Origin of the sequence: Mesorhizobium sp. LjNodule214 (assembly GCF_964252735.1) — a bacterium.
In the GTDB taxonomy this organism is placed as follows: Bacteria; Pseudomonadota; Alphaproteobacteria; order Rhizobiales; family Rhizobiaceae; genus Mesorhizobium.
On record NZ_CAXUPE020000002.1, the window covers coordinates 1,767,382 to 1,791,288 of the forward strand.

General features: G+C 63.6%; 27 protein-coding genes and 1 tRNA gene. 14 read left to right on the forward strand and 14 right to left on the reverse strand.

What is annotated here, in order from left to right; genetic code table 11:
• The first annotated feature begins 89 nt into the window (after positions 1 to 89).
• The 6 genes from ACSQ3Z_RS22295 to ACSQ3Z_RS22320 all read left to right on the forward strand — a co-directional run bounded on the left by ACSQ3Z_RS22295 (position 90) and on the right by ACSQ3Z_RS22320 (position 4,831).
• On the forward strand, positions 90 to 476 hold the full coding sequence (locus ACSQ3Z_RS22295; RefSeq protein WP_436173427.1) for an SET domain-containing protein: 387 nt from the start codon (positions 90 to 92) through the stop codon (positions 474 to 476).
• 235 nt (positions 477 to 711) lie between these two features.
• Positions 712 to 975 (forward strand): 30S ribosomal protein S21, encoded by a 264-nt coding sequence (gene rpsU, locus ACSQ3Z_RS22300; RefSeq protein ID WP_008874389.1) that lies wholly within the window; start codon positions 712 to 714, stop codon positions 973 to 975.
• A gap of 192 nt (positions 976 to 1,167) precedes the next feature.
• Positions 1,168 to 2,022 carry a tetratricopeptide repeat protein gene (locus ACSQ3Z_RS22305; protein ID WP_436173428.1) on the forward strand — a complete coding sequence of 285 codons (855 nt, stop codon included), beginning with the start codon at positions 1,168 to 1,170 and terminating at the stop codon, positions 2,020 to 2,022.
• 194 nt (positions 2,023 to 2,216) lie between these two features.
• Positions 2,217 to 2,690, forward strand: a complete 474-nt coding sequence (locus ACSQ3Z_RS22310) for a DUF992 domain-containing protein (protein ID WP_436173429.1) — start codon at positions 2,217 to 2,219, stop codon at positions 2,688 to 2,690.
• A 74-nt stretch (positions 2,691 to 2,764) separates the two neighbouring features.
• Positions 2,765 to 3,247, forward strand: a complete 483-nt coding sequence (locus ACSQ3Z_RS22315; protein ID WP_436173430.1) for a DUF992 domain-containing protein — start codon at positions 2,765 to 2,767, stop codon at positions 3,245 to 3,247.
• Between the two features lie 147 nt (positions 3,248 to 3,394).
• Entirely contained in the window at positions 3,395 to 4,831 is a 1,437-nt protein-coding gene (locus ACSQ3Z_RS22320; protein WP_436173431.1) for an MFS transporter, read from the forward strand.
• Positions 4,832 to 4,839: 8 nt separating this feature from the next.
• Here the strand turns inward: ACSQ3Z_RS22320 and coaBC are convergent, their stop codons facing one another.
• The 3 genes from coaBC to ubiE form a co-directional block, all read right to left on the reverse strand.
• A complete protein-coding gene (gene coaBC, locus ACSQ3Z_RS22325) occupies positions 4,840 to 6,312 on the reverse strand; it encodes a bifunctional phosphopantothenoylcysteine decarboxylase/phosphopantothenate--cysteine ligase CoaBC (RefSeq protein WP_436173432.1) in 1,473 nt (490 codons plus the stop codon).
• 237 nt (positions 6,313 to 6,549) lie between these two features.
• Positions 6,550 to 8,124 carry a 2-polyprenylphenol 6-hydroxylase gene (gene ubiB, locus ACSQ3Z_RS22330; RefSeq protein ID WP_436173433.1) on the reverse strand — a complete coding sequence of 525 codons (1,575 nt, stop codon included), beginning with the start codon at positions 8,122 to 8,124 and terminating at the stop codon, positions 6,550 to 6,552.
• 13 nt (positions 8,125 to 8,137) lie between these two features.
• A complete protein-coding gene (ubiE, locus tag ACSQ3Z_RS22335) occupies positions 8,138 to 8,914 on the reverse strand; it encodes a bifunctional demethylmenaquinone methyltransferase/2-methoxy-6-polyprenyl-1,4-benzoquinol methylase UbiE (protein ID WP_436173434.1) in 777 nt (258 codons plus the stop codon).
• Positions 8,915 to 9,049: 135 nt separating this feature from the next.
• Between ubiE and ACSQ3Z_RS22340 the strand changes: the two genes are divergently transcribed.
• From ACSQ3Z_RS22340 to ACSQ3Z_RS22350, 3 genes are all read left to right on the forward strand, one after another.
• A complete protein-coding gene (locus ACSQ3Z_RS22340) occupies positions 9,050 to 10,024 on the forward strand; it encodes an adenosine deaminase (protein WP_436173435.1) in 975 nt (324 codons plus the stop codon).
• A 115-nt stretch (positions 10,025 to 10,139) separates the two neighbouring features.
• Complete coding sequence (upp, locus tag ACSQ3Z_RS22345; protein ID WP_006203161.1) at positions 10,140 to 10,769, forward strand: uracil phosphoribosyltransferase; 630 nt, start codon at positions 10,140 to 10,142, stop codon at positions 10,767 to 10,769.
• Between the two features lie 122 nt (positions 10,770 to 10,891).
• Positions 10,892 to 11,455: a TIGR02281 family clan AA aspartic protease gene (locus ACSQ3Z_RS22350; protein WP_436173436.1), complete on the forward strand. Its 564-nt coding sequence runs from the start codon at positions 10,892 to 10,894 to the stop codon at positions 11,453 to 11,455.
• A 12-nt stretch (positions 11,456 to 11,467) separates the two neighbouring features.
• Here ACSQ3Z_RS22350 and deoA read toward each other — a convergent pair whose 3' ends face one another.
• From deoA to ACSQ3Z_RS22380, 6 genes are all read right to left on the reverse strand, one after another.
• On the reverse strand, positions 11,468 to 12,787 hold the full coding sequence (deoA, locus tag ACSQ3Z_RS22355; RefSeq protein WP_436173437.1) for a thymidine phosphorylase: 1,320 nt from the start codon (positions 12,785 to 12,787) through the stop codon (positions 11,468 to 11,470).
• Between the two features lie 6 nt (positions 12,788 to 12,793).
• Entirely contained in the window at positions 12,794 to 13,609 is an 816-nt protein-coding gene (locus ACSQ3Z_RS22360) for a purine-nucleoside phosphorylase (protein WP_436173438.1), read from the reverse strand.
• 48 nt (positions 13,610 to 13,657) lie between these two features.
• Positions 13,658 to 14,050, reverse strand: a complete 393-nt coding sequence (gene cdd, locus ACSQ3Z_RS22365) for a cytidine deaminase (RefSeq protein WP_006203166.1) — start codon at positions 14,048 to 14,050, stop codon at positions 13,658 to 13,660.
• Positions 14,051 to 14,125: 75 nt separating this feature from the next.
• Complete coding sequence (locus tag ACSQ3Z_RS22370) at positions 14,126 to 15,097, reverse strand: ABC transporter permease (protein ID WP_436173439.1); 972 nt, start codon at positions 15,095 to 15,097, stop codon at positions 14,126 to 14,128.
• A gap of 1 nt (position 15,098) precedes the next feature.
• Positions 15,099 to 16,238, reverse strand: a complete 1,140-nt coding sequence (locus ACSQ3Z_RS22375) for an ABC transporter permease (protein ID WP_436173440.1) — start codon at positions 16,236 to 16,238, stop codon at positions 15,099 to 15,101.
• Positions 16,235 to 17,767 carry an ABC transporter ATP-binding protein gene (locus ACSQ3Z_RS22380; protein ID WP_436173441.1) on the reverse strand — a complete coding sequence of 511 codons (1,533 nt, stop codon included), beginning with the start codon at positions 17,765 to 17,767 and terminating at the stop codon, positions 16,235 to 16,237. Before ACSQ3Z_RS22380 ends, ACSQ3Z_RS22375 begins: the two co-directional genes overlap by 4 nt.
• A gap of 191 nt (positions 17,768 to 17,958) precedes the next feature.
• Here ACSQ3Z_RS22380 and ACSQ3Z_RS22385 point away from each other — a divergent pair, with 191 nt between their 5' ends.
• Entirely contained in the window at positions 17,959 to 18,165 is a 207-nt protein-coding gene (locus tag ACSQ3Z_RS22385) for a SlyX family protein (protein ID WP_436173963.1), read from the forward strand.
• A gap of 16 nt (positions 18,166 to 18,181) precedes the next feature.
• The gene (locus ACSQ3Z_RS22390) at positions 18,182 to 18,586 is read left to right on the forward strand and encodes a hypothetical protein (protein ID WP_436173442.1); all 405 of its coding nucleotides are present in this window, start codon (positions 18,182 to 18,184) and stop codon (positions 18,584 to 18,586) included.
• Here ACSQ3Z_RS22390 and ACSQ3Z_RS22395 read toward each other — a convergent pair.
• The 4 genes from ACSQ3Z_RS22395 to ACSQ3Z_RS22410 form a co-directional block, all read right to left on the reverse strand.
• The gene (locus ACSQ3Z_RS22395; protein ID WP_436173443.1) at positions 18,581 to 19,042 is read right to left on the reverse strand and encodes a GNAT family N-acetyltransferase; all 462 of its coding nucleotides are present in this window, start codon (positions 19,040 to 19,042) and stop codon (positions 18,581 to 18,583) included. The two genes, ACSQ3Z_RS22390 and ACSQ3Z_RS22395, sit on opposite strands and share 6 nt — an antisense overlap.
• 107 nt (positions 19,043 to 19,149) lie before the next feature.
• Complete coding sequence (locus ACSQ3Z_RS22400; RefSeq protein WP_436173444.1) at positions 19,150 to 20,139, reverse strand: BMP family lipoprotein; 990 nt, start codon at positions 20,137 to 20,139, stop codon at positions 19,150 to 19,152.
• A 243-nt stretch (positions 20,140 to 20,382) separates the two neighbouring features.
• Positions 20,383 to 20,703 carry a hypothetical protein gene (locus ACSQ3Z_RS22405; RefSeq protein WP_436173445.1) on the reverse strand — a complete coding sequence of 107 codons (321 nt, stop codon included), beginning with the start codon at positions 20,701 to 20,703 and terminating at the stop codon, positions 20,383 to 20,385.
• Positions 20,704 to 20,832: 129 nt separating this feature from the next.
• A complete protein-coding gene (locus ACSQ3Z_RS22410) occupies positions 20,833 to 21,531 on the reverse strand; it encodes a hypothetical protein (protein WP_436173446.1) in 699 nt (232 codons plus the stop codon).
• Between the two features lie 362 nt (positions 21,532 to 21,893).
• Between ACSQ3Z_RS22410 and ACSQ3Z_RS22415 the strand changes: the two genes are divergently transcribed.
• From ACSQ3Z_RS22415 to ACSQ3Z_RS22425, 3 genes are all read left to right on the forward strand, one after another.
• Positions 21,894 to 21,983, forward strand: a tRNA-Ser gene (locus ACSQ3Z_RS22415).
• Between the two features lie 275 nt (positions 21,984 to 22,258).
• Positions 22,259 to 22,477, forward strand: coding sequence for a hypothetical protein (locus tag ACSQ3Z_RS22420; RefSeq protein WP_436173447.1), 219 nt, complete (start codon positions 22,259 to 22,261; stop codon positions 22,475 to 22,477).
• Positions 22,478 to 22,924: 447 nt separating this feature from the next.
• Positions 22,925 to 23,251: a GYD domain-containing protein gene (locus ACSQ3Z_RS22425; protein ID WP_120014089.1), complete on the forward strand. Its 327-nt coding sequence runs from the start codon at positions 22,925 to 22,927 to the stop codon at positions 23,249 to 23,251.
• A gap of 191 nt (positions 23,252 to 23,442) precedes the next feature.
• Here ACSQ3Z_RS22425 and ACSQ3Z_RS22430 read toward each other — a convergent pair whose 3' ends face one another.
• Positions 23,443 to 23,877 (reverse strand): hypothetical protein, encoded by a 435-nt coding sequence (locus ACSQ3Z_RS22430; RefSeq protein ID WP_436173448.1) that lies wholly within the window; start codon positions 23,875 to 23,877, stop codon positions 23,443 to 23,445.
• Positions 23,878 to 23,907 lie beyond the last annotated feature (30 nt).

Below are 23,907 nucleotides of genomic sequence, written 5' to 3' on the forward strand. Positions count from 1 at the left end.
ATGTTCGTTGCCGCAACGCAGCCCTCCGGTCTTGCTTTTTCGGCGCGATTTGGCGATTCCGTTTCCCTGTCGAAAACGGGCAGGGAAACATGCTGCTGATCAGAACCTATGTCGCCCAGAGCGCAATCGAAGGCGTCGGCGTGTTCGCCGCCGAGCCGATCCGCAAGGGCGCCTCGATCTGGCGCCTCGATCCGGATTTCGACCGGCTGATCCCGACGGAAAAATACGAGGCGGCACCGCCCCACCTCAAGGAATTGCTCGACCGTTACGGATATCCGAGCCCCGATCGTCCGGGCTTCATGGTCTATGAAGTCGACAACGGCCGCTTCATGAACCATGCGCAAAGGCCGAACACGGATTTCTCGCGCTATGGCGGCGCGACCGCGACCTGCGACATCGCGGCTGGCGAAGAGATAACCTGCGACTACGGCGAGTTCTTCGAAGGTTTCGAGCAGCTTCATCTGGCCACTGCCTAGAGCATGATCCCGAAAAGTGGGAACCGGTTTTCGGAAAAGATCATGCTCAAACAAAAGGTCAAAACCCAATCTGGCGGCGACCGGTCGCGGTTTGGCCGCACAGCCTCATTTCGGCTGTGGACAGCGCGGCCTGATTCTGCTATCAGCCGCCACAATTCGTGGTGTAACTCGCCGCGGAGGCTCGTGGCTATGGCCGCTTGCCTGTTGATATCAAACCCGAAAGACAGGATTGCCCGTGCAGGTACTCGTCCGCGACAACAATGTTGATCAGGCGCTTCGCGCGCTGAAGAAAAAGATGCAGCGCGAAGGCATTTTCCGCGAAATGAAGATGCGCGGACATTACGAGAAGCCTTCCGAGAAGCGCGCCCGTGAAAAGGCCGAGGCCGTGCGTCGCGCCCGCAAGCTGGCCCGCAAGCGCGCCCAGCGCGAAGGCCTGCTGCCGATGACGCCGCGCCCGGTTGCGGCCGGTGCCGCCGGTGCAGCGCGTCCGCCGCGCTGATACCGCCAATTTTTCGTCCTTTTCGAAGGATACCCAAGGTGGCGCGATGCGGAATCGCCGCCACCTTTTTATTTAGAGCGACGTGCGTCCGCTTGGACACACATGGTACGCTCCAGCACTTGCGATAATTTCGACCCGGTTCGGAGAGGGAACGGACCTGACGGCGCGGCGGGCAGTGAGGACAGAGCAGACATGAACGCAATTTCCGTGGAGCGCAGAACCGCATTGCGCGGCTTCGCCCTGACGGCAGCCCTGCTTTCCGGCTTGGCGCTTGCCGGCTGCCAGACGGCCCCGACCGGCGAATTCACCAACATCGACAAGGCGCAAGGCTCGACCGAGAACATCTCCTCGCTGTCGGCCGTGATCCAGCGCAACCCCCAGGATCCGGAAGCCTACAATGTGCGCGGCTCGGCCTATGGCCGTGGCGGCCAGTACCAGGCGGCGCTGAAGGATTTCGACACCGCCATCCAGCTCAATCCGAATTTCTACCAGGCCTATTCGAACCGTGCCTTGATCCAGCGCTTCCTCGGCAACCAGGAGGCCGCGCTCGCCGACTACAACCGTTCGATCCAGATCAATTCGAACTACGACGCCGCCTATATCGGCCGCGGCAACCTCTATCGCAAGGCGGGCCGCACCACCGAGGCCTTCAACGATTTCCAGAAGGCGATCCAGCTCGATACGACAGATGCGCGCGCCTATCACAATCGCGGCCTGATCTATCAGAGCCAGGGCCAGCACAAATTCGCCATCGAGGATTTCTCGACCGCCATCTCGCTGGCGCCGGACGCCGCCGAGCCCTACAACGGCCGCGGCCTCTCCTATCTCGCCATGAACGACGAGGACAACGCCTTCTCCGACTTCAACATGGCCATCAAGCTCGACGGCAAGAACGCCGAGGCCTGGGCCAACCAGGCGCTGATCTACGAACGGCGCGGCGACAAGGTGAGAGCCGCGAAGTCCTACCGCGAGGCGATCCATCTCGATCCGACCTACCAGCCGGCCAAGGACGGTCTGTCGCGCACCTCAAGCGCCACCGCTAGCTAACGGCAATAATCATTGTTCAGTCCGACCTTGAGCCCGTACGGGCTCAAGGCAGCGTTTCGCCACGCGTCGCCCTTGCCCCGATAACGGCACATTAACTCTCGCCATGTTCGCGCCAAGTTTTCGGCGGAACGCTCCGCGTACCTCGATCGTTAATCGGGGCTAGTTTGCGAAATTTGCGAAAGGGACCTTTCCCGATGATCAAGATACTTGTTTGTGCCTCAGCGCTGGCCATCACGCTCCTCGCCTCTCCCGTCAGCGCCGGCGCGCTCCGGCTCGGCACGCTCGATTGCACCATCGATGGCGGCGTCGGCTATGTCATCACGTCAAACAAGGGCGTGTCCTGCACATTTCGTCCCTATCATCACGGGCCGTCCGAGCAGTACACCGGGATGATCTCGAAGCTCGGCGTCGATATCGGCCAGACGCATCAGGGCCAGTTGGCATGGGCAGTTCTGGCAGCCACCCGCAGCCATGATGAAGGCGACCTCGCCGGCAGCTATTACGGCGTCAATGCCGAGGCCAGCATCGTGACCGGCGGCGGCGCCAATCTGCTGGTCGGCGGGCTGGACGGCGCCTTCATGCTGGAGCCGCTCAGCGTCCAGGCGCAGACCGGCGTCAATCTGGCGGTAGCCGTGGCCTCGCTCCAGCTGATCCACTCGTTCAAATAAGCGCATTTGATCCCTCTACGCGCGGCGCGGAACAGGCTACTGTCTCCGCACCGCATGCTTTTTGGGGGAACGCCTTGCACAAAACCATCATCGCCGTTGCCGCGATCGCGGCAGCGCTTACAGGACAGGCTCACGCCCGGGACCAAGGCATCGAACTCGGCACACTGGAATGCGCCATCGGCGGCGGCACCGGCTTCATCTTCGGCTCGAGCAAGGATCTGAGCTGCACCTTCACGCCGGCCGACAAGACCTTCGCGCCGGAAGCTTATTTCGGCGCCGTCAACAAATACGGGCTCGACATCGGCACCACCAAGCAGAGCGTGATGCAGTGGCTGGTGCTGACGCCGCTGAAGAACATCTATGCGCCCGGAGCACTGGCCGGCGATTATATCGGCGCCAGTGCAGAAGTGACGGCGGCGGTCGGCGCCGGCGCCAATCTCCTGGTCGGTGGCTCCTCGCAAGCCTTCACGCTGCAGCCGCTCAGCCTGCAGACGCAGACCGGCATCAACATCGCCATCGGCGTCAGCCAGTTCCAGCTGCGCAGTACCGCGAACTGACCGTCCGCAGCTTGGCTGCGCAAGCGTCTTAAAAAACCGCTTGAGCTCAACCGCGGTTGAGGTTCTAAAAGCGCTTCCCGACGGACGGCGCATCGTTTTCGACGCACGCTCCGACCCTTTTAACGGCCGGCAAGTCGGGAGAATGATGTGAGCATGAAAACCAGCAACAAGGTCGATTGGCGCGCACTGTGGGCGAGCGGCGATCTGGCGCGCTTCTGCTTCATCAACCTCGGCATTCTGCTCTACGCCACCAACGAGACGATGGTGGCGACGGTGATGCCGGCCATGGTCGGCGAACTGGACGGCGTGCAGCTGGTCGGCTGGTCGCTGGCGATCTACGAGCTTGGCGCCATCGTCGCCGGAGCCGCCGCCGGACGGCTGGTCAGCTATGTTCCGCTGCGCACCAACATGGTGGTCGCCGCCTTGCTCTATGCGGCTGGCGCCCTGGTCAGTGCCATCGCCCCGTCCATGCCCCAGTTTCTCGCCGGGCGGCTGATCGAAGGGTTGGGCGGCGGCGCACTGGTGTCGCTGGCATTCGTCTCGGTCGAACGGTTGTTTCCGCGCAACATCTGGCCGCAGCTTTTCGGCATCCTGTCGGCGATCTGGGGTATCGCCGCTTTCAGCGGGCCGATGATCGGGGCGATCATGACCGAGCTTTTGTCCTGGCGCTGGGCCGTCGGCATCTTCACCCTGGGCGGCATCGCCGTCGCGCTTGCGAGCCTCATCGTGCTCAACACGCCACAGGCTACCCGGCCGCAGGCAACCGGCGGCACGGCGCCGCCCTTCCCCTATGTCGCGCTCGGTTGCCTCGCCGTGAGCGTCGTGCTGATCGCCATGGCGGGCGTCGACATTGCCCTGCTGCGCTCGTCGCTGCTGCTTGGCTTCGGCTTGATCGGCCTCGCGCTGTTCTTCCGCGTCGACGCGCTGAAACCGCAATCGCGGCTGTTCCCGGCCAGGCTGTTCTCGTGGCGCTCGCCAGTCGGCAACGGCATGACCATGGTCGCCGCCTTTTCGGTGGCGACCATCTCCTTTGGCGTCTACGGACCGCTGCTGCTGACCAGCCTGCACGACATCCCGATCCTGACCACGGGTTATATCATCGCCGCCGAGTCGATCTCGTGGTCGATCCTGTCGATCCTGGTCGCCAACGCACCGCAGGAACGCGAGCGGCCGATCATCGTCATCGGCGCGCTGATGATCGCCTGCGGCATTGCCGGCTTCGCCTATACGATCCCGGCGGGTTCCATTCCGTTGATCCTGCTGTGCGCCCTGCTGCAAGGCGGCGGCTTCGGTGTCGCCTGGCCTTTCCTGACCCGCGTCATCGTCGCCTCGGCCGGCGACAGCGAGCAGACCATCGCTTCTGCCGCCGTGCCGACCATGCAGCGCATCGGCTATGCGGTGGGCGCCGCCATGGCCGGCATCATTGCCAATGCCAGCGGCTTTTCGGAAGGGTTGAACCGTGAGGCGGCGGCCAGCGTCGCCAGTTGGCTGTTCCTCGCCTTCGTGCCGCTCGGCATCGTCGGATGCCTGGCGGCCTTGAGGATCACGCTCCCCGAGGCGCGACTGGAGAAGGCAGCCGGCTGATCGAGGCTTCAGACCACAATGGTTTTGAGGCGTTCGGCGATCAGGGCGGCGAGCCGCGCCGCCACCTCGTCCTTGCCCATCTCCGGCCATTCCTCGACGCCGGTCCTGGAGACGATCCGCACCTTGTTGCGGTCGCCGCCCATAACGCCCGAGGGACCGATGCCGCTTTCATGCGAGACGTCATTGGCGACGATGAAATCGGCGCCCTTCTTCCGAAGCTTGGCCTCGGCATTGTTGACGAGGTCCTGCGTTTCGGCGGCGAAGCCGACGACCAGCCCCGGCCGCTGCTTGTGATGGCCGACGCCGGCAAGGATGTCAGGATTTTCGATCATCTGCAGCGCCGGCGGCCCCTCGCCCGCCACCTTCTTGATCTTTTCCCCTGCGGCATTGGCGGTGCGCCAGTCGGCGACCGCGGCGACGAACACCGCGGCATCGGCCGGTAGCAGCTGTTCGACCGCCTCCTTCATTTCGGCCGCGGTTTCGACATGCAATGTCGTGACACCGGCCGGATCGGCAATGTTGACCGGCCCGGAGACGAGGCGCACGTCGGCGCCAAGCCTTGCCAGGGCAGCGGCGATCGCATGGCCCTGCTTGCCGGACGAGCGGTTGGCGATGTAGCGCACCGGGTCGATCGGCTCATGCGTCGGCCCGGAGGTGACGATGATCCTGCGGCCGGTAAGCGGCTTCGGCCTGGTGTCGAGCAGCGCCTCGATGGCAGCAACGATCTCCAGCGGCTCGGCCATGCGGCCCTCGCCGGCCTCCTTGCTCTCGGCCATCTCGCCCTTCGCCGGTCCGATGAAGGCAATGCCGTCCTTGCCCAGCGTCGCGCGATTGCGGCGCGTCGCCGGATGCGACCACATTTTTGGGTTCATCGCCGGCGCCATCAACACAGGCTTGTCGGTGGCGAGAAGAACGGTCGAGGCGAGATCATTTGCATGGCCATTGGCGAGCTTCGCCATCAGGTCGGCGGTGGCCGGCGCCACGACCAGCAGAGCGGCCTCGCGCGACAGCCTGATATGGCCGACGTCGTGCTCGTCATTGCGGTCGAACAAATCGGTGAAGACATGGTCGGCCGAAAGCGCGCCGACCGAAAGCGTCGTGATGAATTCCTGCGCTGCTGATGTCATCACCACGCGCACCGCGGCCCCTCGCTCGCGCAGCCGGCGGATCAGATCGAGCGCCTTGTAGGCGGCGATGCCGCCGCCGATGATGAGCAGGATGCGCTTGCCGAAGAGGCTGCCACGCGGCAGGACCTTGCTCGCCGCAGCAGCGATCGGCGCCGCCGGGCTGCGTGCACTCGCCAGTTCGCGCAGCGTCTGTTCGATCTGGTCGATGCGGCCGGCCGGGCCGAGTTGGCCCTCGACCGCGGCGCGGATCATAACCCGTGCCTGCTCCTCCATCGAGCGGTCGTTCTCCGCCGCCAGTTTCCGCAGCAGGTCCTTGACCGCGTCATCGAGGTTGCGAATGGTGATGCTGGCCATGTGATTGCACTTTGCTCGAAATTTCTGGAAGCAATGATAGCAATGCAATCATGCCAGAACAAGCGGCTAAGGTGTGTTGATATTCAGGTCAGGCCGGGCCGGAGTCGAAGACGGGCGCGAACCGACCAAACTAGGTAGTTTCCAAGAACCGGAGCGGAGCGTACTTAAAGTACGTGAGCACCGGAAGCGCAGGAAACCGCCATTTGCAGGCCGGCATCACCTGAATATCAACACACCTTAGAAAATCCGCCACGCAATATAGAGCAGCGTCAGCGCGATCACCCACAGTGCCAGCCGGCCGGAGCGGGTGTAGCGCGCTTCGGCCTTGCCGATGGCGCGCGCCGTCGTTTCGTCGAAGCGCAAGCCGTGCTCGGCCATCAGGTCGATCTCGCGCGACAGCCGCTCGGTGCGGACAGCAAGGTCCGGCGCCTGGCGGGCCAGCGCCAGCATCGCCCTGGCGCCGTCGCGCGCATCGACCAGCAGGCCGCGCGGACCGAGATTGCCGGCGATCCAGTCACCAACCACCGGCTCGGCCGTCTTCCACATGTTGAAGGCCGGGTCGAGCGTGCGGGCGACGCCTTCGACCACCACCATGGTCTTCTGCAGCAGGATGAGTTCCGGCCGCGTCGCCATGTCGAACAGTTCGGTCACCTCGAACAGCAGCGTCAGCAGCTTGGCCATCGAGATGGTCTCGGCCGGCTGGCCATGGATCGGCTCGCCGATGGCGCGGATCGCTTGTGCGAAGGCCGAGACATTGTGCTGGCGCGGCACATAGCCGGCCTCGAAATGCACTTCGGCGACGCGCAAATAGTCACGGGTGATGAAGCCGTAGAGGATTTCGGCAAGGAAGCGGCGCTCCTTCTTGCCGAGCCGGCCGGCAATGCCGAGATCGACGGCAACGATGGTGCCGTCCCCCTCGACGAACAGGTTTCCCGGATGCATGTCGGCATGGAAAAAGCCGTCGCGCAACGTTTGGCGCAGGAACGACTGGATGAGGTTGGCGGCGATCGCCTTGAGATCGTGGCCTGCCTCGGCGAGGCCGGCAATGTCGTTCATCTTGACGCCGTCGACCCATTCCATGGTCAGGACATCGCGGCCGGTGCGCTCCCAGTCGACCGACGGCACACGGAAGCCCGGATCGTCCCTGGTGTTCTCGCCGAGTTCCGAAAGCGCTGCCGCCTCGAGCCTGAGATCCATCTCGATCTTGGTTGTCTGCGCCAGCGTCTCGGTCACCTCGACCGGCCGCAGCCGGCGCGACGAGGGGATGTACTTTTCCTGCAGGCGCGCGGCGAGGAAATAGCTTTCGAGGTCGTGGAAGAAACGGCGGCGCACGCCCGGCCGGATCACCTTCACCGCCACCCTCGACGAAACGCCCTCATGGATGGTCTCGGCGCTGTGCACCTGGGCGATCGACGCGGCGGCGACGGCACCGTCGAAGCCGGCGTAGAGTTCGCCGATCTTGCGTCCCAGCGAGGCCTCGATGGCGGCGATCGCCTCGGCCTGCGGGAACGTATGCATCTTGTCCTGCAGCAGAGCCAGATCGAGCGCCATATCGTTGCCGACGACATCGGGCCGCGTCGCCAGGAACTGGCCGAGCTTGACGTAGGACGGCCCCAGCCGCACCACCGCCTTGGCCAGACGGTCGCCACGCTTGTAGGCAAGCGCGCGGCGTCGGGTGAACAGCCGCGCCATGCGCCAGCCGAATTTCGGCAGGCCGGAAAGCTCCTCGCCCGGCAAGGCGGCGATGACGCCCTCGCGGACCAGCACCCAGCCGGCCCGTGCGAGCCGAAAGGCGGCGCCGACTATACTCATCGCTGCACTCGCCTCAAAGCTTCCAGCCCGAATGAAGCGCGGCGATGCCGCCCGAATAGTTGCGGAACGTGACGCGACCGAAGCCCGCGCGGGTGATCATGGAAGCAAAATTCACCTGATTGGGGAATTTGCGGATCGACTCCACCAGATAGGAATAGGGCTCACCGTCGCCGGTGACCGCCTGACCGATCTTCGGGATGGCGTTGAACGACCAGGCCTCATAGACCTTGTCGAGCAGCGGCATCTCGACCTCGGAAAATTCCAGGCAAAGCAAGCGTCCGCCAGGCTTCAGCACGCGATAGGCCTCAGCCAGCGCCACATCGATGCGCGGCACATTGCGGATGCCGAAAGCGATGGTGTAGGCGTCGAAGGTGGCGTCGGGGAAAGGCAGTTCCTCGGCATTGGCCTCGACGAAATCGGTGTTGTCGGAGAGGCCCTTTTTCTCGGCGCGATCGCGGCCGACGGCGAGCATCGAGCCGTTGATGTCGAGCACCGTCGCGTGCGCGTTGCCGTGGCTCGCCTCGACGATGCGGAAAGCGATGTCGCCGGTACCGCCGGCAACATCGAGCACCTTCCAGCCAGGCCGTTTCGGCGGATTGAGCCATGTCACCATGGCGTCCTTCCACAGCCGGTGCAGCCCGGCCGACATCAGGTCGTTCATCAGGTCGTAGCGGTTCGCCACCTTGTGGAAAACGTCGTTGACCAGCGACTGCTTGTCGTCTGCCCCTACCCGCTTGAAACCATAGGAGGTTTCCATGCCGCCCGCGGCCGTGGTTCTCTCAACTGACATTATTTTGATCCGTCATAAAACCGGCGGGACCATAGCCGATCGATGGTGCGGGCGCTATTGTTTAAGGCGCGGTGTTCGGCCGCGCTTCCAGGTGGTGGGCTTATGCGACCTGGACCGACGTGACGGGATGATTGAATGCCATTGAAAGCGGAACTGCACTGCCACATAGAAGGGGCAGCGGCGCCCGAACTCGTCATCATCCAGGCGCGCAAATACGGCAAGGACACGTCGCCCTACATCCAGGACGGCTCCTTCGTCTGGCACGATTTTACGTCCTTCCTGGCGGCTTACGATTTCTCGTCCGACCTGTTCCGTACCGAAGAGGACTATGCGCGCCTCGCCGACCACTACCTGACCAGCCTCGCCCGCGACGGCGCCATCTATTCCGAGGTCTTCACCTCGCCCGACCATGCCAAGAAGGCAGGCTTGTCGCCCAAGGCCTACACCGAAGCGCTCGGCGAAGGCATGGTCCGCGCCAAGGCCAAGACCGGCATAGAGGGCCGCATGATCGTCACCGGCGTGCGCCATGTCGGCGTCGAATCGATCGAGCAGGCGGCGCGCTTCGCCGCCCGTTGCGGGCACCCGCTGGTGACCGGCTTCGGCGTTGCCGGCGACGAGCGCATGGGAGACTTCGAGGACTATGTCCGCGCCTTCGAGATCGCGCGCGAGGCAGGGCTCGGCATCACCATCCATGCCGGCGAACTGATGGGCTGGGAAAGCGTCAAGGCAGCGCTCGACCACATCCGCCCGTCCCGCATCGGCCACGGTGTGCGCGCCATCGAGAATCCCGACCTCGTCCGCCGCATCGCCGACGAGGGCGTGGTGCTCGAATGCTGCCCCGGCTCGAACATCGCGCTCAAGGTGTTCGACAGTTTTGCCGACCATCCTTTTCCGGCGCTCAAGGCGGCGGGCTGCAAGGTGACGCTCAACTCCGACGACCCGCCCTATTTCTGGACCTCGCTGAAGCGCGAATACGATATCGCCGCCGAGCATTTCGCCATGAACGACAAGGCGCTCACGGCTGTCACCAGGACGGCGATCGAGGCGGCTTTCGTCGACCGGAAAACAAGGACAGCCCTCCTCGCCCGCCTCAACGGCGCCGTGCGCTGATCTCTTCACTGGCAAATTTCCAGCAAAAGCTGTGGCCCGACGACGGCAAGCGGTTCCTTGGCCGGCACATTGTCGCTAGGGTTCGGCCAAGCAGCCGGAATTCCAGGAGAGCACCATGCAGGGCGTCACCGTCGTCGACCATCCGCTTGTCCAGCACAAGCTGACCATCATGCGCAAGAAGGAGACCTCGACAGCCGGCTTCCGGCGGTTACTGCGCGAGATCTCACTGCTTCTCGGCTACGAGGTCACCCGCAATCTCGAATTGACGACGACCGAGATCGAGACACCGATCGAGACGATGGAAGCACCGACGCTCGAGGGCAAGAAGCTGGTCTTCGCCTCGGTGCTGCGCGCCGGCAACGGCCTGCTCGAAGGCCTGCTCGATCTGGTGCCGGCGGCGCGCGTCGCCCATATCGGGCTTTACCGCGACCATGAAACGCTCGAGGCGGTGGAATATTTCTTCAAGGCGCCGAGCGATCTCGCCGACCGGCTGGTGATCGTCGTCGACCCGATGCTGGCGACCGCCAATTCGGCGATTGCGGCGATCGACAAGCTGAAGGGGCGCGGCGCCACCAACATCCGCTTCCTGTGCCTCTTGGCGGCCCCCGAAGGCATCGAGCGCTTCATCAAGGCGCATCCGGATGTCCCGGTCTTCACCGCCTCCATCGATCGCCAGCTCAACGACAAGGGCTATATCATGCCCGGCCTCGGCGATGCCGGCGACCGCATGTACGGGACGAAGTGACGGCGACTTGGGCCTTCCGCCGACAGTTTACCAATCGTTTACGCAAAGGCGCGGTTCCCGCGCGCGTTAAAGCTGAAAACACCATGTCGGCGTAGAGATAGGGCCTTCACGAAGGTCCATTCATGCTGCGCAAGCTTCTCTTCCTTGGCGTCTTTGCCGGAACCTCGGCATCGATCCCGATCGTCTATCAGTCGAACCCTGAGATGCTGGACGGACTGCTGAGATCGGCGGTGGCCTCCAAGCCGGCAGTCGAGACGCAGCCGGACCTAAACCTCGCCTCGGTGCCGGACAAGCCTGCCGCTCCCCTGCCGCTCGGCCGCAAGGTGGTGGTCAACGCCGACGCGCGCGGCCACTTCACCTCGACCTTCAAGCTCAACGGCCGTCAGGTCGACGGCCTAATCGACACCGGCGCCACATTGGTCGCCATCAACACCTCGACGGCGCGCCGCATCGGCATCTCGCTCAATCCGTCGGATTTCATCCATCAGGTCAACACCGCCAACGGCGCCATCAAGGCGGCGGTGATCACTCTTGACCGCCTGCAGATCGGCAAGATCTCGGTCGACAACATCCAGGCGGTCGTGCTCGACGACAAGGCGCTGCGCACCAATCTGATCGGCATGAGCTTTTTGCAGAAACTGCAGAAGTATGAGGTCGAAAACGGCGCGCTGCTGCTTGTCCAGTAGGACAACGACACCCTATCTGCGCGGCAGGATCCGCCGCATGACGGTTTTTTCAGCCGCCGGCTTCGAAGCGCCGATCGTATAGGCCGCAAGCACCGCCGCGGCAGCCGCTTCCGCATCCGCCATTGTCCGGGCATGGACCAGCGCCAGTGCCTCGCCAGAAGGCACCTCAGCTCCGACCGGCAACAGCCTGGTGATGCCGACCGCATGATCGATCCTGTCGTCGGGCCGGGTGCGCCCGCCACCGAGGCCGACGACGGCAAGCCCGATGTCGCGCGTTGCGATGCCGGTGACGAAACCGTTTTCTGGCGCCTTCACGGCCAGTTCCACCGGTGCCTTGGGCAAGTATTTTTCCGGTCTGTCGACGAAATCGACGGGGCCGCCGAGCGCGGCCACCATGCGCTGGAAGGCGGCGGCCGCGCGGCCGCCGGCAAGCGTTTCGGCTGCGCGCCTGATACCGTCCTGGTTGGACGCAGCCAGCCCGGCCGACTGCAGCATCTCGGCGGCCAACGCCAGCGTCACATCCTCAAGCCGTTTGTCGCGGAAGCGCCCGGTGAGGAAATCGACGGCGTTGCGCACCTCGACCGCGTTGCCGGCGGCGGACGCCAGCGGCTCGTTCATGCCGGTGACCAAAGCCGAGGCCCTGAGCCCGGCGCCATTGGCGACCTCGACCAGGCTGTTGGCCAGCGCGGTCGCATCGCGCGATTTCTCCATGAAGGCGCCATTGCCGACCTTGACGTCGAGCACCAGCGAGCCCAGTCCGGCGGCGAGCTTCTTCGACAGGATCGAGGCGGTGATCAGCGGCGCCGATTCCACCGTCCCGGTCACGTCGCGGATCGCATAGAAACGGCGGTCGGCGGGCGCCAGATCGGCGGTCTGGCCGATAATGGCGCAGCCGGTTTCGAGCACAGTCTTGCGGAAGAGCGCCAGATCCGGCTGGCTGACGTAGCCTGGGATGGCATCCATCTTGTCCAGCGTGCCGCCGGTGTGGCCAAGGCCGCGACCGGAGATCATCGGCACATAGGCGCCGCAAGCCGCGACGATCGGCGCCAGCATCAGCGAGACATTGTCGCCGACGCCGCCCGTCGAATGCTTGTCGGTGACCGGGCCGGGCAGGTCCGACCAGTCGAGCACGTCGCCGGAATCGCGCATGGCAATCGTCAGCGCCACCGCCTCCTCGCGGCTCATGCCGTTGAAGAACACCGCCATGGCGAAGGCGCCGACTTGACCCTCGGTGACGCTGCCGGCGGTCAGCCCGTCGACAAAGCTGGCGATCTCGGGCGCGGACAGTCTGTGGCCGTCGCGCTTGCGGCGAATGATTTCCTGGGGAAGCATCAGGGCCTAGACCTTACTCTCCGGCAGCCCGTCCTGGAACACGCGCTTGAGGATCGTCGCCAGCCGCGCGCCGCCGAGCGGCGCCATGTCCTTGGTTTCCTGGTGCGAAAGTTCAGCCCCGGTCATCCCAGCGGCAAGGTTGGTGATGACCGAGCAGGCGGCGACGCGCAAGCCAAGGAAGCGGGCGAGAATGACTTCCGGCACCGTCGACATGCCGACGGCATTGGCACCCATGATGCGCGCCATGTGGATTTCGGCCGGCGTTTCGAAGCAGGGTCCGGAAAACCACATATAGACGCCCTTGTGCAAGTCTGTACCGGTCGCCTTGGCCGCCTTCTCTATCGCCTTGCGCAGACCGGCATCATAGGCCTCGGTGAGGCCGACGAAGCGGCGGTCGCTGGGTTCGCCGATCAGTGGGTTGGAGCCGGAGAAATTGATGTGGTCGGTGAGCAGCATCACCGAGCCCGGCCCCATCTCCGGATCGATCGAGCCGGCGGCGTTGGTGAGGATCAATTGCGTGATGCCGATGCCGGCCAATACCTCCAGCGCCGGCCGCATCGCAGCCGCGTTGCCGTGCTCGTAGTAATGGGCGCGGCCGGACAGCATCAGCACCGGCGTGCCGGCAAAATGCCCGGCCACCACCTCGCCGGCATGGCCGCTGACGCCGCTTCTCGGGAAGCCCGGCAACTCGGCATAGGAGATGCGCCGGGCGTCCTCGACCTGGTCGACAAGTCCGCCGAGGCCGGAACCCAGCACCAACGCGATCGCCGGTGCCAGCCCGCCCAGCCTTTCGACGAGATGATCCAGAGCTTTTTCGATCATTTCAGCCAGCTCTTCATTTCAACCAAGCTCTTCATTTCAGCCAACTCTTCATTTCAAAATGTCGCCCTTGAAGCCGTAGGGCAGCATCTCGCCCATCGTCACGGTCTCGACCACGCCGCCATTGTCGCAAAGATAGAGTTTTGTCTCCGGCCGGCAGAATTCCGCCAGCCTCTGCCGGCAGCCGCCGCAGGGCGAGCATTTCGCCATCCGCTCGGCGATGACCGCGATTTCAGTGATCTTGCCGCCGCCGCCCATGATGTAATGGCCGAGCGCCGTGGTCTCGGCGCACCAGCCCTCGGGATAGGACGCCACCTCGATGTTGGCGCCGGCAAAGACGCGACCGTCCTCGGTGCGCAGCGCCGCTCCAACCGGAAACTTCGAATAGGGCGCATAGGCCTTGGCCATCGCCGCTTTGGCCGCCTCGAACAGATCATGCGACATTCAGTTGTTCTCTCCCACGATCTTGTTCAAAAGCCGGTATTCGTTGGCAGATGCCGATTTCCGCTTCGCGATCGCTCAGCGTTCCTTGACATAGGGCACGCCGCCGGCACGCGGTGGGATCGCCTTGCCGATGAAGCCGGCAAGCAGGATCACGGTCAGCACATAGGGCAGCGCCTGCATGAACTGCACCGGCACCTTGCCGATGACAGGCAGCGGCGTGCCTTGCAGCCGGATCGACAGCGCGTCGAGGAAGCCGAACAAAAGACAGGCGAACATGGCGTTGACCGGCTTCCATTTGGCGAAGATCAGCGCCGCCAGCGCGATGTAGCCCTTGCCGGCGGTCATGTCCTTCACGAAGCCGCCATTCTGCACCATCGACAGATAGGCGCCGGCAACGCCTGTGAGAATGCCGGTGCAGATCAGCGCCCTGTAGCGCAGCCAGGCGACCGAGATGCCGGCCGTGTCGACGGCCGCCGGGTTCTCGCCGACGGCGCGCAGCCGCAGCCCAAAGCGGGTGCGGAACAGCACCCACCAGGTGAACGGCACCATCAGGAAGGCGATGTAGACCAGTATGGAGTGGCCGGAGATCAGCTCCGAATAGATCGGCCCGATGATCGGCACGCCCCGCACCGCATCGACGCCGGGCCAGGTGATCGCCTCGAAGCGTTCGCCCGGCGCCAGCGCCGGCGTGCGCCCGCCCTGCTGGAACCAGTGCTGGCCGAGCATGATGGTCGAACCGGCGGCGATGAAATTGATCGCCACGCCGGAAACGATCTGGTTGCCGCGATGAGTGATCGAGGCGAAGCCGTGGATCAGCGCGAAAGCGACCGAAATCAGGATCGCCGTGCCGAGGCCGAGCAAGGCCGAGTGCAGGATCGACGCGGCCGCGGCACCGGCAAAGGCGCCGACCAGCATCTTGCCCTCCAGCCCGATGTCGAAGACGCCCGCGCGCTCCGAATAGAGGCCGGCGAGGCAGGCCAGCAGCAGCGGCACCGACAGGCGGATGGTCGAGTCGAGTATCTGCACGATGGCGATGAAGATATCCATCTCAGGCGCCCTTCCCCTTGACCGCTTCGATGCCGACCGCTTTCGGGCTGATCGAAGCGAACAGCGCCTGGATGTAGGGCCGGAACATGTGTTCGAGCGCGCCGGCGAAAAGGATGACCAGGCCCTGGATGATGACGATCATGTCGCGGGAAATCGCCGGCATCTCGAAGGCGAGCTCGGCACCGCCCTGATAGAGCATTCCGAACAGGATCGCCGCCAGCACGATGCCGACCGGGTGCAGGCGTCCCATCAGCGCCACCGCAATGCCGACGAAACCGGCGCCGGAGACGAAATCGAGCGCGACATTGTGCTGGTCGCCCATTGTCGGGTTGAGCGCCATCATGCCGGCCAGTGCGCCCGAGATCATCATGGCGACGATGACGATGCGGGTTTCCGAAATGCCGGCATAGCGTGCCGCCTTCGGGCTGTGGCCGTAGGTTCGCATCTCGTAGCCGAGCTTGGTGCGCCAGATCAGCAGCCAGACCAGATAGGCCATCACCAGCGCCAGCAGGAAGCTGATGTTGAGCGGCGCCGAGCGTATCTTGGCGCCGAACAGTTCGATGACCCAGTTGAGCTTCGGCAGTTGCGCGCCGTCGAGGAAGGTGCGCGTCTGCGGCGCCATCGAACTGGCCGGCTTCAGGAAGCCGACCAGTGCATAGACCATGACGCTGGCGGCGATGAAGTTGAACATGATGGTGGTGATGACGATGTGCGAGCCGCGCTTGGCCTGCAGATAGGCCGGGATCAACGCCCACAGCGCTCCCATCGCCGCGGATGCAATGATCGCCAGCGGGAAGGTGAGCCACCACGGCAGCACGCTGTCGAAGGCCAGGCAGACGACACCAATACCGAGCCCTGCAATGTAGCCTTGGCCCTCGCCACCGATGTTGAACAGGCCGCAATGCGCCGCAACCGCCACCGAAAGCCCGCTGAAGATGAAGGTGGTGGCGTAGAAAAGCGTAAACGCAATGCCCGTGCCCCTGCCGAAGGCGCCTTCGACAAGGATGACCGCGGCGCGGAACGGATTTTCTCCGACCAGAAGCACCACGAACCCGGCGACGACGAAGGCGACGAACAGATTGATCACCGGGATCAGGCCGTAGTCGGCCCAGGCCGGCAGCTTGGCGTAGGGCGTGCTCATTCCGCGGCCTCCCGCTGCTCGACACCGGCCATCAGCAGGCCGAGTTCGCCTTCCGTCGCCTCGGGGCCGCGCTCGCCGACGATGCGGCCGGCGAACATCACCAGGATGCGGTCGGAGAGCGAGCGGATCTCGTCGAGTTCGACCGAAACAACCAGCACCGCCTTGCCCTGGTCGCGCATGGCGATCAGGCGCTTGTGGATGAATTCGATGGCGCCGACATCGACGCCGCGCGTCGGCTGGCCGACGATCAGCACGCCCGGATCCTGTTCCATCTCCCGCGCCAGCACGATCTTCTGCTGGTTGCCGCCGGAGAAGTTGGCGGTCTTCAGCCGGCAGTCCGCCGGACGGATGTCGTATTTGGTGATCTTGTCCTTGGCATCGTTGCGGATGGCGTCGATGTCGAGCAACGGCCCCTTCAGATAGCGCTCGTCGTCGTGATAGCCGAGGATCGAGTTCTCATTCTCCTCGAAGGCCAGCACCAGGCCGACATGATGGCGGTCCTCCGGCACATGGGCTAGGCCACGATCGCGCAATTCGCCCGGATCTGCCTTGCCGGTAAGGTCGATCGGCTTGCCGTCGAGCATGACCGAGCCGGACACGGCGTGCCTTATGCCGGATATCGCCTCGAGCAGTTCGGACTGGCCGTTGCCGGCGACACCGGCGATGCCGACGATCTCGCCGGCGCGCAGGTCGAAGGAAACGTCGTCGACCATGGTGACGCCGCGCGAATCCTTCACCGTCAGGTTCTTGACCGCGAGCTTGACGCCGCCGGCCGCCGCTTCGCCCTTCTCGACCCTGAGCAGCACGCGCCGCCCGACCATCAGTTCGGCCAGTTCCTCGACCGTCGTCTTCTTGGTTTCCCTGGTTGCCACCATTGTACCCTGGCGCATCACCGACACCGTATCGGTGATGGCCATGATCTCGCGCAATTTGTGGGTGATCAGCACCACCGTTTTTCCCTGTTCCTTCAATTGCTTGAGGATGCGGAACAGGTGGTCGGCCTCGGCCGGCGTCAAAACGCCGGTCGGCTCGTCGAGGATCAGGATCTCGGCGCCGCGATAGAGCGCCTTGAGGATTTCGACCCGTTGCTGCAGGCCGACCGGCAATTCCTCGATGATCGCGTCGGGATCGACCTCGAGCCCATACTCGCGTTCGAGCCGCTCCAGCTCGGACCGCGCCTTGGCGATGCTCTTCTTCAAAAGCGCGTCGCTTTCGGCGCCGAGAATGACATTTTCCAGCACCGAGAAATTGTCGACCAGCATGAAGTGCTGGTGCACCATGCCGATGCCCAGCGTGATCGCGTCATTGGGCGTCTTGATCGATGCAGGCTGGCCCCCGACGCGGATCTCGCCGCTGTCGGCTTGGTAGAAGCCGTAGAGGATCGACATCAGCGTCGACTTGCCAGCGCCATTCTCGCCGACGATGCCATGGATGGTGCCGCGAACGATTTCCAGATTGATGTCGCGATTGGCGCGCACGGCGCCAAAACTCTTGTTGATGCCGATCAGCTCGATTGCGGCTTGCGCCATGTCCCACTCTTATTTTTATCGCTTGGTCAAAACGCCTAGCATGACACCCCGCCCGTGCCAATTGGCCGGAGTGCTGTCCACTCTCGACAAATCCCCGCGCGGTTGTCAATTTCGAACGTGTCCGGGACCTTCACATTCGCTAATATGGACACGCGGCCTCGGAGCCGCGCAACCTACCGGGGTTTTGAATGATCATGCCTGCCGACCGGCTAACGACGCTGGAAATCCGCGCCACCGAGCAGGAAAAGACGATCGAGGAACTGTCCGGCCAGATCGCCGAGCAGTGGAAGGTGATCGAGCGCATGCAGCGCAAGCTCGATGCGCTGACCGACCGGTTCCTGGCGCTGGAGGAACAGTCCGCGCCCGACGTGCCGGTGACCAAGCCGCCGCACTGGTGAGGGAGGGAGAAGCGTCATGGCCAGTGAAAGCGACCGCATCGCCCGTGCCGGCGACTATGTGCTTGGCCTGATGAACGACAGGGACCGCCAGCGCGCCGAGCGCGACCTGGAGATCGACCCTGCTTTCCGCGACACGGTGCTGCGGCTCGCCGAACGGATGCATGTGTTCGATCGCGCGGCGCCGTCGGACGGCACACCCGACAATCGCTGGCAGCTGATCTCGCAACGCATCGCCGAACTGCCGCAGATGCGGCTGGCCGGCCTTGGCGAGGCTGAGGCCAGACCGCCCGTCGTGATCCACAGGCTGGAGCGCCCACCCTATGGCGTCGGGCTGCATTCCCCCGGCGGGCGGCGCGGAACCGTCATCGCCATTGCCTTGGCCACGGCCTTTGCGCTCGGCTATCTGGCCGGACAGCTATAGGCTGAGCTTGCGCGACATCAAAAGCATCGTGCCGCCGTCCTGTTCGAACGTCTCGACCGCCATCCAGCCGAGCCTGGCGTAGAAGTCGCGCGCTTCCCAAGTGTAGAGATAGAGCATGTCGACGCCGAGCGACTTTGCACGCGTTTCGACCGCGCCGACCAGCGCCGTGCCGATCCCCCGGCCCCGATGCCCGGCATCGACGACAAGCCCGGCCAGCCAGGGCGTCAAATCATGCGCCGGTTCCAGTTCGTTGCGGACCAGCAGGCAGGTACCGACCGCGGCGTCACCGTCACGAGCCACAAAAGCGGCTTCGAAGCTGTCGCGTGCCGATAGCCTGCCGAGGCCGACGATGTCTTCCTCGAGCGTCCTTCCCGAGCCCTCGAAGAAGGCGGCAAGGCGCATCCGTGCAAGGGCCTCGACATCGCGAGCTTCCATGAGTCCGATTGTCGGCTGCATCGTTTCTCCGGGTTCCGACCTAGCCGACGTTGCTCCGTCGACCAGTTCCAGCCAAAACAAAACCGCCGAGCTTTCGCCCGGCGGTTTGCAAGTGATATTGGTCGCGATCAATACGGGCAGGCGTTGTCCGACATATAGTCGTGCACCTTGACCGTGCCGGCGATGATGTCGGCCTTGGCCTTTTCGACGGCCGTCTTCATCGCGTCGTCGACAAGTGCCTTGTTGTTGTCGTCCATGGCGTAGTCGACGCCGCCTTCCTTGAGGCCGAGGTCGTTGATGCCGCTGGTGAACTTGTCGTTCTTGGCGTCCATGAAGGTGTTGTACACGGCAACGTCGACGCGCTTGACCATCGAGGTCAGCACCTTGCCGGGCTGCAGGCCGTTCTGGTTGGAATCGACGCCGATGCCGAGCTTGCCGGCGTCTGCTGCTGCCTGCAGCACGCCAACACCAGTGCCGCCGGCCGCCGCGTAGACCACGTCGGCGCCCTGGTCGATCTGGGTCTTGGCGATCTCGCCGCCCTTGGCCGGGTCGTTCCAGGCGGCGGGCGTGTCACCCGTCATGTTCTGGATGACGTCCGTCGCCCCTGCCGCCTTGGCGCCACCGACATAGCCGCAGCCGAATCTGCGGATCAGCGGAATGTCCATGCCGCCGATGAAGCCGACCTTCTTGGACTTCGACGCCATCGCCGCCATCACGCCGACCAGATAGGAGCCTTCCTGCTCCTTGTAGACGACGGAGCGGACATTGGGCTTATCGACGACCATATCGATGATGGCGAACTTGGTGTCGGGGAACTCCACGGCGATCTTGTCCAGCGCGTCAGCCCAGGAGAAACCCGCCATGACGATCGGATTGCGGCCGTCCTCGGCGAAGCGGCGCAGCGCCTGCTCGCGCTGGGTGGCGTTGGAGACCTCGAATTCGACATAGGCAATGCCGGTCTCGGTCTTGAATTTTTCAGCGCCGTTGTAGGACGCCTCGTTGAAGGACTTGTCGAATTTGCCGCCAAGATCATAAAGAATGGCTGGCTGGATATCCGCGGCGAAGGCCGGAAGAACCATTACAGTTGCGGCCAGGAGGCCGAGAACGATACGTTTCATGTGATCCACACCCTGTCGGTTATTTTTCCGTTGTACACCGCGTCCTGCCCGGTTCTCCGGCAGGCACGCGACGTCAGGCAGGAGTGTACTCCCCTCCCGCTCCGGGCCAATCTGGCACGGCCCGAAACAAAATTCACGCGGAATTTTGACCTTTTGGAAAAGCATGGCGCGGGTGGGCGGCAGCGCGCATCATTGCGTTCGCCAAGCTGCCGTAAGGTTCTTCGTGCTGGTGGTCCGCAAACGTCAGGTCGCGGCGAATTCATTGCGCCGTTGCCGCCGGTAGCCGACGGCATAGAGCAGGAAGGCCAGCACCGCGAACACGGCAAAGCCGGGCTGGCCGAGCACAAAGGCGATGACGCCATCCCACAGCAGCGGGCTGGCCTTGGCGCGCACGTAGCTTTCGAAGGCCGCGCGGGTGTCGGTGGAGACCGCCAACCAGCTTGCATTGAGCGGCGTCATGACAAGCGCCGAGGCCGCCACCGAGCGCGTCGCATCGATCACCGCCATGATGACGGAAATCGAAAGCGCGACCATCGCCGCGAGACGAAAGATGAAACGGAACATCAGACTTCCTCCCCAGGATCTCCCTGGCCCCTCCCTTGGACCCGGGTATCGTCCCTTCCCAACCGAGAGATAGAACGCGCCTGCCCTGACGGCAATCGCGACACGCGAATTTGAAAGTCGCGATGCGCTTTAAGTCGGCTTGGCTTTTCGCCGGTTCACACGCCAGACGGCGAACAGCCCGCCGGCGATGGCGCCGACAACCAGCCCGGCCAGGCCGATGAAAACGGTAAAATAGCCGCAGGCACCCTCGAAACAGCTCATGTCGGTAATTTCAGCGATCAGCGAGCCGGCGGCGAACCCGACGCAGGCGCCGAGTGCGGCACCGAGGATGATGCCGAGCAAGGCGGCGACGACCGACACCAGAACCGACGGGCTCTGGGTTTCCGGATTGGCATAGACCGTCTCAGCGCCCGAGCCGCGGCGCAATAGATAGATGCAGAGCACGCCGATGGCGATTTCGCCCAGGCTGAGGGCAAGTCCCTGCGCTGAAAAGCCGAAATCCGGCGCGAGCAGCACATAGGCCAGCCTCGCCGCCAACCAAACGATGGTGACGACCTGCCAGATGATGAAGTGACGCGGAAAGCGCGGCGAGCGGTTGAAGGCAAGGCCGAGCAGGTAAAGGCCCCATAGAATGGTGACGATGCCGCCGGCAAGACCGCTGTAAACGAAGTATGCGACGCTGTCCGGCAGGTCGTAGCCGCCGATCACCCGCCATGACGAGATCAGGCCATAGACCGAAAGCGCCATGGTGATGCAAAGCCACGCCACCGGCACGTAGGACAGACCGCTGTCCGGCCGCCCGGCCGGCTCCTGGTTGATGGAAATCATCTGCCGACAGTGCCCCCGCAAAGCCTTGCCTCGACTCGACAGGGGACGGCCGGCGAAGTCAAGCAACGACAGGCTGTGCCGCACCGCCTGTGCACATCATTTGCCCGCTGGCATGCTGAAAAGCACCGCGCCGGCGGCATCGCCGACGATCCGTGCGCGGCAAAGCCGGCGAAGCGCCATTATGGCTTGGCATTCGCCGCGGGATCGACTAGATGAGCCCCGCGCCTGTTGCTTCGACGGCTTCAGGTGCGGGGAAGGGTTGCCCGATGGTTGACGGCACCCACGACGCGGAGGTTCCGCTCCCAAGGGGATGCATGTCCCCAACCCGCGCGGCAAAACCGGCCGGCGCGCCATGCAAGGACGGAGAGGTGGCCGAGTGGTTGAAGGCGCACGCCTGGAAAGTGTGTTTACGGGAGACCGTAACGCGGGTTCGAATCCCGCTCTCTCCGCCAGCTGCTTTGATTTCATTGTGTTTTTAGGCCATTTTCTCCGATTGCCATAACCAACAAAAACCCGCCGAAGCGGGGTTTGTCATCGTTGCCATTGGCGTTAGTAGATCATCCGAGAATCGAACATTGTTCCTGCGGCGATGCACACCGCCCACGCGGCATCATCGATTGGTCGCAGCGCAGAGCAGGGAGAAGTGTGAATTTTCTCACAGACGCATCGGAGGGTTATAGCTCAAGTGTCCAGTTCCCAGTCCCAGTAGAGGTGAGGGAGAACTCCGATGCTTGTGAAGGGTCCTGTTGTCGCAATCGGTTCCTTGATCGATTGGCTACGTCGTCGAGACGAGCGAAGAGCAATGTTAATGGCAGTGGACGAACTGAACCTGTCACGGGATGAAATGCTCAGCGACATCGGCATTACTCGCGACGAACTCTTGCTTGCGTCTCGCTTTCGCGGGATGGGCCCGATCGGCGGGCATTCTGGAGGATGTTTAAATTAGCAGCCGCTGCCTCGCCGGTGATCGCTCTTCGCCGCCGCTGCCTCCGGGTTGCTCATCAGCGATTCTTCACCTTCGGTGTGATTTCCTCGATCTGCGCCTTAACTCCGTCCTGTGTTATCGATGGATTCCAGCAGCGGACGTAACTCCGCTGCCAGGGTATCGTAGTCAATCTGCCGATCCGGGTGAGGCCATAATTCCGAGATGACAGCTAGCACTGTGAAAACTCCGGCCATTGGATAAGGGAACGTACTGTTTCGTGGGAGTCTTGCGAGTCAAAACGGTGCTGGCTCTGTCAGGCCCCGCCTCGGGATTGCGCTTCCATTAGCGTAGGCGCATATTCAATTCAGCTGGCGAACTACCCCCGAAGCCGGCTAGGCTCGGCGCCAGCCCCCCTCCGATACCCCTCGACGCCGAGCCGCTGTGAATCGGTGGGGCCTGGAGGTGACCATGCCTATGTATCTCTCGCGGTTCAGCTATACGCCCCAGACGTGGGCGCGTTTGATCGAAAACCCCGAGGATCGACGCGAGGCGGCCCGTTCGTACATCGAGTCGGTGGGCGGAAAGCTGCACGGGTTCTGGTACGCCTTCGGAGAGCACGATGGCTGGAACCTTTGGGAGGCGCCAGATAACGTCTCGATGGCATCTGTCGTGCTTGCCATCGGTGCGGGAGGTGCCCTCAGTTCTTATGAGACGACCGTCCTTCTAGACGTCGAGGAAACGATTGAAGCCCTCGGCAAGGCTAAGTCGATCCGGTATCGCCCGCCGGGAGCGTAAGCAGGCGCCGCATACATTCCTTACTGTCGAAGCCAGGTCTCGCCATATCGCGCCCATTTGCGCCGACGCGGACTTGATGGTGCCGGATATTCCTTGACGGTTGCGCTTCGCTCGTCTGCCCCGTGAGGCGGTGAACTGTATCCATCGCCTCACGGATATGAACCCTTGCCGCTACGCAAGAACCTGTTTCGTCAAAGCATGAGTACTCCCCGCAGCCAGGCGAAGAAACCGAACTTCCCGGACAGTGCCGCGCGGACGCGCGTCGCGGCCCATCGTGCCGGCATCGTCGCGCCGACATGGCAATGGCAGACGATTTCGTGCAACTGCCAATCGGTCAGTTCGAAGAAGCGCTTGGCTTCACCGTAAGTATCCTCCTTCAGGCCTTGCGCGCGAAAGATCGGATCCTCGAATGCGACGGTGATGGGTGAGCCCGCGGAACGCATTCTGTCACGGACCTCCGCGCCTATGTATTCGGTGCCCGCAAGCGCCCCAAGGCACCGGTCGGGATTTTGCTCCAGAAGTTGCGCCCAGCGCTCGAGGCGCTGGCCCCGAGTGGCAATCAGAAGCGTCGCTTCGGCGTGAACGTCGGCAACGCTTTGCAGTTGGTCAAGTGTTTGGTGTTTCACGGCCGCCTCCTACCAGCAGGTGATTCACCC